The organism is Streptoalloteichus hindustanus (assembly GCF_900129375.1).
Lineage (GTDB): Bacteria > Actinomycetota > Actinomycetes > Mycobacteriales > Pseudonocardiaceae > Streptoalloteichus > Streptoalloteichus hindustanus.
The window spans coordinates 86,140-100,063 of record NZ_FQVN01000007.1 but is presented as its reverse complement, the minus strand read 5'-3'; the positions used below and the strand labels follow the sequence as shown (position 1 = coordinate 100,063).

Here is a 13,924-nt window from a genome sequence, read left to right as displayed (position 1 = left end):
ATCTCCTCGCGGAACGAGCATCATGTCTCGGGACATCCCGCGCACGAGCAAAGCCGGCGCACCAGCTCGATCTCAGCTGATCTCTCACCGCATTCCGCGCCACCGCAGGACTTCCAGGGCGGCCGCGACGTCGACCACGTTCTCGGCGAGCGGGCGTGGGAGCAGCTCGTCGGCGCGGGCCAGGCGGCGGAGAACGGTGTTGCGGTGGGTGTAGAGCCGTTCGGCGGTGCGGGTGGTGTTGCACTGCTCGCGCACGTAGGTCGCCACGGTTTCCTGGGTGTCGGGGTCGGCGTGGCACAGGTCGCCGAGCGTGGCGGTCAGGAACTCGTCGGCCTGGGAGGGTTCGGCGGTGAGGAGCGCGACGAGCTGGACGTCCTCGTAGCGGGCGACCTGACGCGGGGAGGTGAGTCGGGTGAGCATCCGCTGGGTGGCGGCGGCGTCGAGGTGGCTGCGGCGGAAGCCCTCGACGTTCGGGCCGGGCCGGCCCAGGGCGACCCGGATGTCGGGGAGGGCGGCGAGCGCGTCGGTGAGCTCGTCGACGCCCGGGGCCGTGCCGACGGGGAGCCACACCCACAGGGACGCGGCGCTGGCCACGACGGTGAGGCGGTGGGCGGCGCCGCTCGCCCGCATCACCGCGTCGGCGGCGGCCCCGAGCTGGTCGGACGCCGTGGTCGCGGTGCTCCAGAGGATGAGGGCGGTGTGCGGGCCGGTCAGGCCGTAGCCGAGCTGCGCCTCGGCGCGGGCGCGGGAGATGGGGGCGCCCTCCAGCAGCAACGTGACCACGGCCCGCCGTTCGGCGTGGGTGCCCCGCCTGAGCTCGGCGCGTTCGTCGCGCATCCGCTCGGACACGGCGTTGATGGTGTCCTCGACGAACGTGGCGATGGACAGCGCGGACACGTCCAGGAGCGCGTGCAGCTCCGCGGGGTCCCTGGTCAGGTCGAAGCAGATCTCCATCCACCGCCGCCACGCGACGCTCTGCGCGGTGCGGTAGGCGTCCAACCCGCTCTCGTCGAGGCCCCGGCGCACCAGGTCGCGGGCCGCCTCCAGCACCTCGTTGCTCACGTTCGCCGGCACCCGGCGACCGGGGTTGTGGACGTTGGCCGCGGCCCAGTGCAACAGGTTGGCGAGGTTGGCCCGCCTGGTCGCCGCCTCCAGCACCGGGTCCTCGGTGACCGCGCGCATCCGCTCCCCGCCCAGTGCCGCCGCGTGCAGTCGCTCGATCCACTCGGCGGACGGGTTGAGCGCGATCTCGGCAGCGCGCCGGAACAGCTCGCGGACCCGGGGCGACAGATCGGGCCACCGGACCGGGCTCGCAGCATTCCGCACCATGTCTCGCATCATGATGGTGCACATCGTGATCGCGCAACGGGGTCCGGACCCCGGATGCTGGCCATGCCACACCCCACGGGTCCACGGGAGCGCGCATGGCCAGCAACCAGACACCCGTCGAGCACCTCGACGTCCTGGTCGTCGGCGCCGGCATCTCCGGTATCGGCGCCGGCCGTTACCTGAGATCCGAGTTGCCGTCCAGGAGTTTCGCGATCCTGGAGGCCAGGGCCGCGTGCGGCGGCACGTGGGACCTGTTCCGCTACCCGGGAATCCGGTCGGACTCCGACCTGCACACCTTCGGCTACGAGTTCAAGCCGTGGCGGGACGAGGAGTCGATCGCCTCCGCACCCCGGATTCTGGCCTACCTGCGGGAAACGGTGGCCGAGAACGGTCTCGACGACCGGATCCGCTACCACCACAAGGTCATTCGCGCGTCGTGGTCCTCGCGCGAGGCGCGGTGGACCGTCGACGTCGAACGCACCGACACCGGCGAGCACGTGCGGATGACCGCCTCCTGGCTGTTCTGCGCCAGCGGTTACTACCGCTACGACGAGGGTTTCACCCCGCGCTTCGAGGGCCGCGAGCGCTTCCGCGGCCCGATCATCCACCCGCAGCACTGGCCGGAGGATCTCGACTACGCGGGCAAACGCGTCCTCGTCATCGGCAGCGGCGCGACGGCGGTCACCCTCGTGCCGGCGATGGCCGACACCGCCGAGCACGTCACGATGCTCCAGCGGACGCCGACCTACATCCTTCCGGTGCCGAAGAAGGACGTGATCGCCAACGCCCTCAAGGCGCTCCTGGGGGACCGGCGCGGCTACGCCCTCACCCGGCGCAAGAACATCGCCCAGCAGCGCGTGATCTGGTGGTTCTGCCAGCGGCACCCGGTGGCGGCCCGCCGGCTCATCCGGTGGGTCAACGCCAGGCTGTTGCCCGAGGGCTATCCGGTCGACGAGCACTTCAACCCGCCCTACAACCCCTGGGACCAGCGGTTGTGCGCGGTGCCGGACGGGGACCTGTTCCGCGCCGTGCGCGGCGGCAGGGCCTCGGTCGTCACCGACCGGATCAGCAAGTTCACCGAGAACGGCGTCCTGCTGGAGTCCGGCCGTGAGATCGGGGCCGACGTCGTCGTCACGGCCACCGGCCTGAACGTGCGGGTCTTCGGCGACATCGCCCTCACCGTCGACGGCGACCCGGTGCACCTGCCCGATCGCGTGTCGTACAAGGGAATGATGCTGTCCGGGGTGCCGAACTTCGCCTACGCGATCGGCTACACCAACTCGTCGTGGACGCTGAAGATCGGCCTGCTCTGCGAGCACTTCTGCCGGTTGGTGGCCCACATGGACGCCCACGGCCACGACACCTGCCGTCCCGAGGTGAGCGACCCGGCGATGCCGACCCGCCCGTTCCTCGACTTCGCCGCCGGCTACGTCCAGCGCGTCGTGCACAAGCTGCCCCGGCAGGGCGACCGCATGCCGTGGCTGACCTCGATGAGCTACCACTCCGACGTCCGGCTGCTGCGCGCCGACGACCTGGCCGACCCGGAGCTGCGCTTCACCCGGGCCACCGCCCCCCGCGCCACCGACGACCGGTTCGTCGACCTGCCGGCCGGGCCCAGGATCTGCTACCGGACCGACGGGCCCGCCGACGGCGTCCCGCTGCTGCTCGTCTCCGGGCTGGGGCGGGACCTCACCGCCTGGCCGAGACGTCTGGTCGACGGCCTTGTGGACAACGGCTTCCGCGTGATCCGGTTCGACAACCGGGACGCGGGCCGGTCCAGCCAAATCCCGACCCCGCCGCCGTCCCTGCTCCGGCAACTGCTGGCCCGGCCCCGGCCGGACGCCTACGACCTCGGCGACATGGCCGCCGACGCCCACGGACTGCTCGACCACCTCGGGATCGACCGCGCGCACGTGGTCGGGGTGTCGATGGGCGGCATGATCGCGCAGACGCTCGCGGCGCGGCACCCGGGGCGGGTCGCCTCCCTCACCTCGATCTTCTCGACCACCGGGGCGCGCGGGGTCGGGCAGCCGGCGGTGTCCACGATCGCGCGCCTGGCCCGGCGTCCGGCCGCCACCCGCGAGAAGGCGGTGGAACGCCACCTGGCGCTGCTCGCCCACATCGCCTCGGCCACCTTCCCTCCCGACCACGCCCTGGAGCGGGCCTGGGCCGCGGCCGCGTGGCACCGGGGCGGCGAGGCACGGACCCGAGGGGCTGTCGCCCGCCAGATCGGCGCCGTGCAGGCCTCCGGCGACCGCACCGCGGAGCTGCGCCGCATCACCGCCCCCACGCTCGTCGTCCACGGCGACACCGACCGCGTGGTGCACCCCAGCGGCGGCCGGGCCACGGCCGAGGCGATCCCGGGCGCTCGGCACGTCGAGATCGCCGGGATGGCGCATCACCTCGCGCCCGGGGTGCTCGACCGGCTCGTCGATCTGATCAGTGATCTCGCCCGCGCCAGCGACCCGACTGCGGTGTCCACTGTGGACGCTCAGGTCGCGCGGGCGGGAGGACCCGCATGAGCCGCGTCCGTGGCAGAGCCGCCGACAGGGCCGTCGACAAGGTCGCCGTCATCACCGGCGCGGGCTCCGGCATCGGCCGGCAGCTCGCCTTCGCCCTCGCCCGGCGCGGCGCACGTCTCGCGGTCTCCGACGTCAACGACCCCGGTCTGGCCGAGACCGCCGACAGGCTCAGGGCGCTCGGGGTCGACGCGCACGCCGCCCGTCTCGACGTCAGCGACCGTGCGGCCGTGCGGGCCTACGCGACCCGAGTGGCCGAGCACTTCGGTGTGGTGCACCAGATCTACTGCAACGCCGGTGTCGCCGGCGGCGGCCGTTCCGTGCTCGACGCCGACTGGGCGGCCTACGACCGGACCCTCGCCGTCAACCTCTTCGGCGTCATCCACACCGCGACGGCGTTCCTGCCCCACCTGATCGCCTCCGGTGCCGGGCACGTGGTGACCATCTCCAGCCTCAACGGCATCATGGGACAACCCGCGCTCAGCGACTACTGCGCCGCGAAGTTCGCCGTGCGGGGGTTCACCGAGACCCTGCGCGCCGAGATGGCACTCGCCGGCCACCCGGTCCGGGTGACGGTGGTCCACCCCGGCGGGGTGCGGACCAACATCGCGTCCGCCGCGCTCGACCACGCGGAGCGGCACGGCACCGCCGTCACGGAGGAGGCCCGCAGGCGGGTCCGCACCTACAACGAGAGACTGTTGCGGATGCCGGCCGAGCGGGCCGCGCGCGTCATCGTCGACGGTGTGGAGGAGGGCCGGCCCCGCGTCCTCGTCGGCGCCGACGCCAGGATCGCGGACCTGCTCGTCCGACTGGCCCCGAGTCTGTATCCCGCACTGATCGCCCGGCTCGAACGGCGACTGTTCGGCACCTCCTGACCGGAACGTCGCCGGCGTGGTGGGTTCGCGTCCGGCGACGGCGACGCGCGTGGTGGTCGTGGGCGCGATCCTCGCCTGGTCGTGTTGCCGCGTGGGCCGATCGCGTGCCGGTCCGGGAGAACGGTTCCGGCTTCAGGGACGATCGCCTCCGCTGTGGTTCGAGTCCGCGGTGCGGGGGAGGGCGGGGCGCGGTGGTGAGGTGGTTCCGACCTGGCACCGGCGCGCGAGGCCGCGGCCCACGGCCGGGAGTCGTTCGCCGGGGCAGCCGTGCGGGCCATCGGGTGATGGGAAACCGAAAGCCGGCCAGCCGTTGCCCCACCTGGGACCAGCCATCGTCCCGGCGCGTCCCGGTCGCCGACGGACGTCGTCCGCGTCGTGGACCGGTGGATCACGACGATCCGCCGGGGAGGCGCCGGAGGCGGGGGACGCGTGTCCCCCTGGCCTCCGCCACCCGACGGCCGTGAATCGTGGGGGATGTTCCGGGAAGCTGCCGCCCGGCGGTGCAGCAGACTGTCGTTGATCATCAACTCGCGGGAAACGGAGATCGCGTGGGTATTCGTCTATTCCTCGCTCGTCGGCTGCGCGCCGCCGCCGTCGGCCTCGGCGTCGTGACCGCGTTGTCGTGCCTGGTGTCGCCGGCGTCCGCCGCCGAGGACAGGGCCCTCAACTACGTGGCGCTGGGCGACTCGTCCGCCGCCGGACCGCTGATCCCCCAGCAGATCGACCTGGCCTGCCTGCGGTCGGACCGGAACTGGCCGCACGTGCTCGCCACCCGACTCGGGGCCAGGCTCACCGACGTCAGTTGCAGCGGTGCGACCACCGACCACCTCGCGGGACGCCAGTTCGGGTTCGTGCCGCCCCAGTACGACGCCCTCAGGGCGAACACGGACCTGGTCACGATCGCGATCGGGGCCAACGACATCGGCCTCGGACCGCTGGTGTTGTCCTGCATCCGGCTCACCCCCGACGGCGTCGGACCGTCCTGCAGGGACCTCTTCGGCCAGAACGGTCGTGACGTCCTGGCCGAGCGGATCGCCGCGACCGCCCCCAAGCTGGGCGCCGCTCTGGAGGAGATCCACCGCCGCTCGCCGAGGGCGCAGGTGGCGGTGGTCGGTTACCTGACCTACTTCCAGCCGGGCGGGTGCTGGCCGCGCGACCCGGTCTGGTCGGAGGACGCCGACTACATCCAGGCCGCCTTCGACCGGTTGCACGCCATGCTCGCCGACCAGGCCCGACGCCACGGCAGCCGCTACGTGGACATCCGCACGCCCTCCGCCAAGCACGGCGCCTGCGCGCCGGCGGGGGAGAAGTGGCTGGAGGGGCTCGTTCCGACGTCCGCCGCGGCTCCGTACCACCCGAACGCGGCGGGAATGGCCGCCGCCGGTGGCATCGTCGCGAAGGCGGTGCGGCGCCCGGCGGTAGCGGGGTAACGCCGTCGTCGCCATGGGCGGGAATCCGGCAGCCGCCGCCGTCTCGTCGTGGAGACGCGAGCCGTGCTGCCGGGCTTCCGCCCACGGCTGTCCACTGTGGTCTGGTCGCTCATGTCGGCCGGAGCCACGGTCGACTCGCGACCCAGCGGTGCCGTCGGCCGTGCGTCCGGTTTCTCGTGAACCTCGCCGCGAGACAGGGCCCGCGCCGGTCCCTACGGTGGTCGTCATGACCAACGCGACCGGTGCGGCCGGCGAGACGGCGGAGTTAGTCGCGGATCTGCACGCCTATCTGCTGCCGGTCCGGCTCGCCGGAATGACCGCGCCGACAGCGACCCAGGTGTTGACCCGGCGGGTCGTGCGCTGGGCCCAGTCCCGCGGCTGGACCGTGGACCTGGCGGCGCCGGGCCGAAGCACCCACCCGACCAGCACGGGGGAGCGCCAGGACCGACTGGACCTGGTGTGCGCACGGCCGCTCCGGCCGCCGATCGCCATCGAGATCGACCGGGCCGGCAGGCTCGGGTCGCTGCGGAAGCTGCTGGCCGAGGCCGAGGCCGGCAGCGTGGCGTTGTGGGTGCGCTGGCACGGCCGGACACGGGCCGCGATCCCCTCTCAGGTGGGCCTGGTCGACATCGGTGAGACCGCCGGCTGGACCCCGCCGGGCCGCTGACGGCCCGGGCGGCCCTGCTGCCGAGGGAGCCTGCGCTACCTCGGGTCCGAGGCGAAACCAGCCCGCAAGGGCTGCGCCTTCCGCTTGTCCTGCCGCGTGGGCGTGCAGCAGGAGTAGCTCATCTGAGCGCGCTGACGCTGTCCCAGAACTGGCAGTGGTGTTCCTGGGCGAGATCAACGGGCCCGACGCCGTGCGGGCCGGTGGCCAGTGACTGCGCGGCGGGCGTGTTCGGTCGCAGGCGCGGCCATCGGGGAAGGCCGGGGGCGTTGGGGTTCGCGGTGCGGGCGAAGGCCGTCCAGTAGTCGATCATCAGGTCGCCGAGGCGTCGCTGCTGGGCGTCGAGTTCGGGGCCGACGGCGCCGTCGCGCAGGTCGAACAGGGAGAACAGGTCGGCGGAATGGTAGGCGCCGTACGGATAACCGACGTCGGGCAGGGTGGGTGGCACGGTCCGGTCGGCGAACTCGTACCCGTAGGTCGGCACGTGCCGGGCGAACAGGCGACTGCGGTTCAGCGTGGGGCAGGTGAGCGCGCTGTCGGTGGTGACGGCGGCCCAGGTGCGGCTGGGCGGCTCGTGCGGGCGGAGCGGGTAGCGGGCGGCGACCCGGTCGGCGTCCACGCCGAACGCCTCGTCGAGGTACTGGCGGTATCGCCGCGCGGTGAGGGGGCCGCCGCTCAGGTCGATCACGGCCTGCATGAAGGTCATTTCGTCGCGGGTCGTGCCCGACAGCACCGGCATCCGGTGCATCCGGCCTTCTCGCAGCACGCGGTAGGGGTCCTCGGGCAATGTGCGGCTGCCGTAGGACAGCCCGGCGAACTGACCGAACACCGGCATGAGCTGTTCGGGTGGCAGATCGCGCAGGCAGGTCAGGGCGGTCGCCGGGTCCGGGCAGCGCAGCGCGGTCGCGGTCTGCCGGCCACGGGCGGCCACGCTCTCCACGGTCTCCCACGGGGAGACCGTGGGCAGCCCGGGGGCGAGCGCGTTGGCCGGAATCTTGGTGGTGCACAACGAACTCTGGATGACGGCCCGATGGAACAGGCCCGCCGCTCCCGGTGCGGCGAGCTGCGCGCACACGCTCTGGCCGCCCGCGGACTGTCCGAACAGCGTGACATTGCCGGGGTCGCCGCCGAACGCGACCGCGTTGCGGCGGACCCAGCGCAACGCGGCCTGTTGGTCCTCCAGACCGAACGCCCCGGAACCGTCCAACCCCGGGTGGGCGAAGTTGCTGAAGATCCCCAGTCGGTAGTTGACGGTCACGACGAGCACGTCACCCCGGACGGCGATCCGGTGTGGGTCGTACTCGCTGCCCGCGCCCTCAACGAAACCACCGCCGTGCAACCACACCATCACCGGTTTCGGTCCGCGGCCGACTGGGCGCGGCGCGGTCACGGTGAGGTAGAGGCAATCCTCCGCGTTGCTGGCCGGGGTGCCGGTGACGGAAGCCAGTTGCGCGCACCGCGCGCCGGGCTTGGTCGCGTCTCTGGTTCCGGTCCAGGGCGCGTGCGGCCGCGGCGAGCGCCAGCGCAGCTCGCCCACCGGTGGTGCGGCGAACGGAATCCCGTGGAACTCGCGGTAGTCGGCGTGTTCGACGCCGCGCACGGCACCGCGATCGGTCCGGACGACCGCACTGTCCTGTGTGGTCACACCGGCCCCACTCGCGGGAAGGGGCAGGGCCGTGGTCAACGCCAGGGCGGCGAACGAGAGCGACCATCCGCGTTGTTGGCGGCGCGTCATCACGCTCACCCGCCGCTCTTCGGCCGGGTGCGGCCCTTGCGCCCCAGGACAAGGACCAGCCCGAGCACCAGCAGCAGCGCGTGCCCCGCGAGGTGCGGCACACCCGGGATGTCCAGGTAGTTGAGCAGGAACCAGCTCTTCGAGCCGCCGGACAGGTTGTTGACCAGGCCCCCGCCGCCCTGAACCAGCAGCGCCAACCCGAGGAGCTCGACCACCACGCCTCCCACCTGATCGGTACGATCGTATTGATTTGATGCCGCGACGGTAGCCGGAGGTCGGTCCGTGGTCAAATCAATACGAACGTCTCAGAAAGGGGTCGCACGTGGAACGCCCACGACCGGGAGTGCGGGGTCGCGGCGCCGCGCACGACGAACGGCGCAGCGCGATCCTCGACGCGGTGTTCACGATCGTGGACACCGAAGGGGCCGAACAGGTCAGCATCAGGCGCGTCGCCGAGCGGGCCAGGGTCTCCGTCGGCCGGGTCCAGCACTACTTCCCGACCAAGGACGATCTCCTGACCGCGGCGTTCACCGCCGTCAACGATCTCGGCGCCAGCCGCGTGCACGAGAACCTCCGCACGGCGGACAACGCCGACGATCCGGCGACGGTGCTGCACGCGATGCTGAGCGAGCTGATCCCCGCCACCGACGATGACCGCCGGCTTTTCCGCGTCATGCAGGCATTCGAGACCCACGCCCTGACCCGCCCCCACCTGAACGACCGGATCAAGCGGCGATACGAGGAACTGGCCGGCCTGGTGGCCCTGCTGCTCCACCGGAACGCCGGTACGCGCCCCGACTCGACAGCCTCCGCGTCCCTGTCCAGGGCGCACGAACTCCTCGCGCTGACCATCGGGCTCGCCGGACTGACCCTCACCGGCAGCATCACCCCGCAACAGGCGCAACACATCGCCCGCACCCGACTGGACGCCGTCCTCGCCGAGGCGTCTGGTCGTTGACCGCGGGTTCTCGGTGAGCGCACGCCGAACACGCGGGGCGAGGCCGCCCGGATGGTGTCCACTGTGGACGGTGTGGTCGGGAGTCCCGGCATCACAGTCAGAACCACAGCGGAGGCCCCGATCATCTCTCCGCGTAGTGCGGTGTTGACTGCCAGTGGCAAGACGACAGCGGCTTGACCTTGTCGTTGGCGGCAGGGTTGAACGATGGCCGGCATGAACAGCACCGCGCCGCAGAGCGGCAGGGTCGTCGTCATCACCGGGGCCGGCACCGGGATCGGTCGGGCCACCGCCCGTGCCTTCGCCGCCGAGGGCGCCCGCGTGGTCGCGATCGGCCGGCGCGTCGAACCGCTCAACGAGACCGCTGCCGGGCACGAGCGGATCACCCCGCTGGCCGCCGACATCACCGCCGAGGGCGAGCCCGACCGCATCGTCCACACCGTCCTGGAGACCTGTGGTCGACTGGACGTGCTGGTCAACAACGCCGGCATCGTGCGCGGCGGGCCTCTGGGCACGCTGACGACGGAGATCATCACGTCCCAGTTCGCCACGAACCTCGTCGCCCCCGTCCTGCTGGCCCAGGCCGCGCTGCCGGCCCTGGAGACCTCGCGCGGGGTGATCGTCAACCTGAGCACGTCGGTGGGGCAGCGGGCCTGGCCGGGCAGCGCGGTCTACGCGGCGACCAAGACCGCCGTGGAGCTGCTGACCCGAAGCTGGGCGGTCGAGCTGGCGCCGCGGGGGATCCGGGTGGTGGCGGTGGCCCCCGGCGCGATCGAGACGCCGATCGGGGAGCACCAGGGCCTGACGCCGGAGCGGATGGCCGCGGTGCGGGAGTGGCAGCTCGCGCACACCCCGCTGGGCCGGATCGGCCGGCCCGAGGAGGTGGCCTGGGCGATCACCCAGCTCGCCGCGCCGGCGGCGTCGTTCGTGACCGGCGTGGTGTTCCCGGTCGACGGTGGGGCGGTCGTGGCGTGATACGACTGGTCCCGGGGGTGGGACGGGTGAGGATCGGTGAGCTGGCCACCGCGACCGGGACGACCGCTCGCGCGCTGCGGCACTACGAGCAGGCGGGGTTGATCTCGTCCGAGCGGGCCGCCAACGGCTACCGCGTCTACGACGAGACAGCGGTGGTGCGGGTGCGCAACATCCGCTACCTGCTGGCGGCCGGGCTCACGCTGGAGGATGTGCAGGTGTTCCTGCCGTGCCTGGACGGCGACGTGGCCGCCGCGCCACCGTCGGGCAAGGGGCTGCGGGTGGCGTTGGACCGGTTGGCGGTCCTGAACGAGCGGATCGCCGCCCAGACCGAGGCCCGAGACCGGTTGGCGGCCGCCCTTCGGGAGAGGACCGGGGGACGGGTCCGCCCCGTGGCCTGACCGACTGGCCCACGGGGCGGGACCAGACGGCCCCGGAGCACGACGGGCCCCGCCCACCCGTGGGGCGTCCGTCCCGGCGGGAACCGCGGTTCCCGCCGGGACGTGCGGGGTCACAGCCCAGCGCCGCCGGTGGCGTCGATGACCCGGCCGGTGACCCAGCGGGCGTCGTCGGAGGCGAGGAAGGCGACGATGTCGGCGATGTCCTCGGGCCGCCCGACCCGCCCCAGCGCGGCCAGCGACGCCGCGTGCGCCTCGGCTTCGGCGTTGCCGCGCAGCCACCCGGCGTTGACGTCGGTGTCGACGATGCCGGGGGCCACCGAGTTCGCGGTGATGCCGCGCGAGCCCAGTTCCTTGGCCAGGTTGAGGGTGAAGGTGTCCAGGGCGCCCTTGGTGGAGCCGTAGGCGATGGCGTCGGGCATCGCCAGGCGGGCGGCGCCGCTGGAGATGTTGATGATCCGGCCGCCGTCGCGGAGCCTGGTCAGGCCGTGCTGCACGATGAAGAACGGCGCGCGGACGTTGACCGCGAAGACCTCGTCGAACTCCTCCTCGGTGAGCGCGGCCAGGTTCGCGCTCCGCCCGATCCCGGCGTTGTTGACGATGATGTCGACGCCGTTGTCGGGCGCGTGCCGCGTGATCTCGGCGTCGAAGGCGGCCCAGAGCGCGGCGGCGTCCCCGCGGACGCCGAGTTCGGCCCGCAGCGCGAAGGCGCGTCCGCCGTCCTGGCGGATCTGTGTGACGACCTCGTCCGCGGCGGCCTGGTCGCGGGCGTAGGCGACGGCCACGACGGCGCCGTCCCTGCCCAGGCGCTCGGCGATGCCCCTGCCGATCCCCCGGCTGCCACCGGTGACCAGCGCGACCTTGCCGGCGAGTGCGTTCGCTCCCATGACTGCCCCTCCATTTGTTGAGTGATGGCTCAACAAAGACGGTAGCACGACTTCTTGAGTGATTGCTCTACATTGGGGGCATGGGCAGGACAGGTGGCACCCGAGGACGGCCCCGGAGCTTCGACCGCGACGCCGCCCTCACCACAGCGATGCGGCTGTTCTGGGAGCGCGGCTACGAGGCGACCTCGGTCAACGAGCTGACCGAGGCGATGGGCATCAGACCGGCCAGCCTGTACGCGGCCTTCGGCGACAAGGCGTCGCTGTTCAAGGAGGTGGTGCACGCCTACGCGAGCACACCCGTCGGCGCGTTCGTCGGCGCCGCGCTCCAGGAGGAGCCGACGGCCTACCGGGCCTTCGCCCGCATCCTGCGCGAGGCCGCAGTGATCTTCCCCGACCCGTCCCACCCGGCCGGCTGCCTGACGATCAGCGCGGCGACCAACGTCACGCCCCAGGATGCCGGGGTCGCGGCGTTCCTGCGTGACCTGCGCAACGCCAACCTCGCGGTCCTGCGGGAACGCCTGCGCACCGCACAGCGGGACGGCGAACTGCCCGCCGACGCCGACCCGAACGCACTGGCCGGCTACTTCGCCGCCGTCTTCCAGGGGATGTCACAACGCGCCCGCGACGGAGCTGACGCGACCGAACTGACCCAGGTCGCGGAGCTGGCCATGACCGCATGGCCAGCCCCGCCGAGCTGACCCCGCCGCGCTGCCTGGGCGCTGTCAGTGGACCAGGGCGCGCTCCGTGAGGTGGGAGGTGTCGCCGAGCGCGGACAGTTCCCAGCGCTGCCAGGTGATGGGGACAGTGTCGCGTTCCCGGACGGCGCGCAGGGCCGTGACGCTCGTGGGGCCGACGGCGACCTGGAGGGCGCGCAGGACGGGCGTGCCGATGAGGAGGGTCAGGGCGGACAGGACGGTCTCGCTGTGGCCGACGATGGCGAGGGTGCCGTCGTCGTGGTCCTCCAGAAGCCGGGTGAGGGTGGCGTGGCTCCGCTGGAGGTACTGCGCCCAGGACTCCCCGCAGGCGGGTCTGGGGGGATGGGTGGGGTCGGGGCCGTAGCGCGTGCGCAGGGCGTCCCAGCTGTGGCCTTCGCCCGGGCCGGGATCGGGGACGCGGAGGTCGGGGCACACGCGCGGGGTGAGGCCGACGGCGGCCCCGACGGCGGTGGCGGTCTGCGCGGCGCGCAGCACGGGGCTGGTGATCAGGGTGGTGACCTCGTGTTCGGCGGCGAGCCGGCGGGCGAGGTCGCGGGCCTGTTCCCGGCCGAGGGCGGTGAGGCCCTGGCAGGTGGCGGAGGTGTGGGTGTAGGTGGCCATGGAGTGGGCGTGGCCGTGGCGGATGATCAACACGGTGCGGGGCACGGGGGCGTCTCCTGGTCGAGCCAGCTGTGCGGTGCCGGTCAGGGCGGTGCCGGTCAGGGCGGTGCTGGTCAGGGCGGGGCTGGGCGATCTCGTGGTGGCCGCGAAGCGGCGTCAGGCGTGGGCGTGCCGGGTTGGGCAGACGGGGCCAGGCCACTGACGTGGGCCGAGGTGCTGCGCCGGCGATGGTCACGATGCCCGGCCCGTCCACGTGGTGTGCGAGGAGATCACGGGCGGTGGGTGGCCGAACGTGGTGATTCGCCGGAGCTGGTGGAGAACGGCCTCCACTCGGAGCTCCCCGTTCTCCTCGGTGCTGGTGAGAAGTCGTCGGTCGCGGCGGGACCGACGCGGCGGACGCACGTCTCGTCGGGCCTGCAGCGCGATGACGGGCACACCACCCTGGTGTTGAAGAGCATGGCGCGGCAGCGCGCCCGAGTCGTTCTGCTGGTCACTGTGGGCATGTGCGAGAGCCTGCTTGCGCTGACTCATGCCCTGTCTCCCATCTGTGCGCAAGTGATCGCTGATCCGGTAGGCGGCGCTGGATGATCGGCGAGGATTCGCCGCAGTAGCGCGAAGTTCTCGTCGCAGGTGATGCCACGGCTTCCGGAGACCGCGTGGTACCACATGAGGGTGCGCACCTCCTGACGACGTCTGGAGGATGTCTACTGGGGACAGTTGCCGGTGGACGCCTCGTGTCAGGGAAACAGGGGACACGGGCAGCACGCGCGCTCACGGTTTGCGCTGGACGACGTTGGTGTGGACGGAGGTGGCGTCATGGTGGCAAGTTCTGGGGATTGGGGTC

General features: G+C 72.5%; 14 protein-coding genes and 1 pseudogene. 10 read left to right on the top strand and 5 right to left on the bottom strand.

Annotated elements, in window-relative coordinates:
- Positions 1–84: 84 nt before the first annotated feature.
- Complete coding sequence (locus BUE43_RS22145) at positions 85–1,329, bottom strand: PucR family transcriptional regulator (RefSeq protein ID WP_073486374.1); 1,245 nt, start codon at positions 1,327–1,329, stop codon at positions 85–87.
- Positions 1,330–1,424: 95 nt separating this feature from the next.
- Between BUE43_RS22145 and BUE43_RS34755 the strand changes: the two are divergent.
- The 5 genes and pseudogenes from BUE43_RS34755 to BUE43_RS33595 form a co-directional block, all read left to right on the top strand.
- A pseudogene (locus tag BUE43_RS34755) lies at positions 1,425–2,909 on the top strand (flavin-containing monooxygenase); the annotation flags it as partial.
- Between the two features lie 21 nt (positions 2,910–2,930).
- The gene (locus tag BUE43_RS35290; protein WP_407697138.1) at positions 2,931–3,851 is read left to right on the top strand and encodes an alpha/beta fold hydrolase; all 921 of its coding nucleotides are present in this window, start codon (positions 2,931–2,933) and stop codon (positions 3,849–3,851) included.
- A complete protein-coding gene (locus BUE43_RS22130) occupies positions 3,848–4,723 on the top strand; it encodes an SDR family NAD(P)-dependent oxidoreductase (protein ID WP_073486372.1) in 876 nt (291 codons plus the stop codon). The genes BUE43_RS35290 and BUE43_RS22130 overlap by 4 nt, the downstream gene beginning before the upstream one ends.
- Positions 4,724–5,271: 548 nt before the next feature.
- Positions 5,272–6,153 carry an SGNH/GDSL hydrolase family protein gene (locus BUE43_RS22125; protein WP_234995847.1) on the top strand — a complete coding sequence of 294 codons (882 nt, stop codon included), beginning with the start codon at positions 5,272–5,274 and terminating at the stop codon, positions 6,151–6,153.
- 226 nt (positions 6,154–6,379) lie between these two features.
- On the top strand, positions 6,380–6,820 hold the full coding sequence (locus BUE43_RS33595) for a hypothetical protein (RefSeq protein ID WP_143174315.1): 441 nt from the start codon (positions 6,380–6,382) through the stop codon (positions 6,818–6,820).
- Between the two features lie 118 nt (positions 6,821–6,938).
- On the opposite strand, the gene BUE43_RS22115 is transcribed toward BUE43_RS33595, so the two are convergent.
- Both BUE43_RS22115 and BUE43_RS22110 read right to left on the bottom strand, forming a co-directional pair.
- On the bottom strand, positions 6,939–8,552 hold the full coding sequence (locus tag BUE43_RS22115; RefSeq protein ID WP_083960058.1) for a carboxylesterase/lipase family protein: 1,614 nt from the start codon (positions 8,550–8,552) through the stop codon (positions 6,939–6,941).
- A 5-nt stretch (positions 8,553–8,557) separates the two neighbouring features.
- Entirely contained in the window at positions 8,558–8,770 is a 213-nt protein-coding gene (locus BUE43_RS22110) for a hypothetical protein (protein WP_234995846.1), read from the bottom strand.
- Positions 8,771–8,874: 104 nt separating this feature from the next.
- On the opposite strand from BUE43_RS22110, the gene BUE43_RS22105 reads away from it, so the two are divergent.
- The 3 genes from BUE43_RS22105 (at position 8,875) to BUE43_RS22095 (ending at position 10,880) form a co-directional block, all read left to right on the top strand.
- The gene (locus BUE43_RS22105; protein WP_073486368.1) at positions 8,875–9,510 is read left to right on the top strand and encodes a TetR/AcrR family transcriptional regulator; all 636 of its coding nucleotides are present in this window, start codon (positions 8,875–8,877) and stop codon (positions 9,508–9,510) included.
- 213 nt (positions 9,511–9,723) lie between these two features.
- Complete coding sequence (locus tag BUE43_RS22100; protein WP_200797634.1) at positions 9,724–10,482, top strand: SDR family NAD(P)-dependent oxidoreductase; 759 nt, start codon at positions 9,724–9,726, stop codon at positions 10,480–10,482.
- 26 nt (positions 10,483–10,508) lie between these two features.
- Positions 10,509–10,880 (top strand): MerR family transcriptional regulator, encoded by a 372-nt coding sequence (locus BUE43_RS22095; RefSeq protein WP_200797633.1) that lies wholly within the window; start codon positions 10,509–10,511, stop codon positions 10,878–10,880.
- A gap of 110 nt (positions 10,881–10,990) precedes the next feature.
- On the opposite strand, the gene BUE43_RS22090 is transcribed toward BUE43_RS22095, so the two are convergent.
- On the bottom strand, positions 10,991–11,764 hold the full coding sequence (locus BUE43_RS22090) for an SDR family oxidoreductase (protein WP_073486361.1): 774 nt from the start codon (positions 11,762–11,764) through the stop codon (positions 10,991–10,993).
- Positions 11,765–11,844: 80 nt separating this feature from the next.
- On the opposite strand from BUE43_RS22090, the gene BUE43_RS22085 reads away from it, so the two are divergent.
- Positions 11,845–12,462 (top strand): TetR/AcrR family transcriptional regulator, encoded by a 618-nt coding sequence (locus BUE43_RS22085; RefSeq protein WP_073486359.1) that lies wholly within the window; start codon positions 11,845–11,847, stop codon positions 12,460–12,462.
- Between the two features lie 24 nt (positions 12,463–12,486).
- Here the strand turns inward: BUE43_RS22085 and BUE43_RS22080 are convergent, their stop codons facing one another.
- Positions 12,487–13,125 carry a histidine phosphatase family protein gene (locus tag BUE43_RS22080; protein WP_073486357.1) on the bottom strand — a complete coding sequence of 213 codons (639 nt, stop codon included), beginning with the start codon at positions 13,123–13,125 and terminating at the stop codon, positions 12,487–12,489.
- A 237-nt stretch (positions 13,126–13,362) separates the two neighbouring features.
- On the opposite strand from BUE43_RS22080, the gene BUE43_RS22075 reads away from it, so the two are divergent.
- Positions 13,363–13,668 (top strand): hypothetical protein, encoded by a 306-nt coding sequence (locus tag BUE43_RS22075; protein WP_073486355.1) that lies wholly within the window; start codon positions 13,363–13,365, stop codon positions 13,666–13,668.
- The last annotated feature ends 256 nt before the right edge of the window (positions 13,669–13,924 follow it).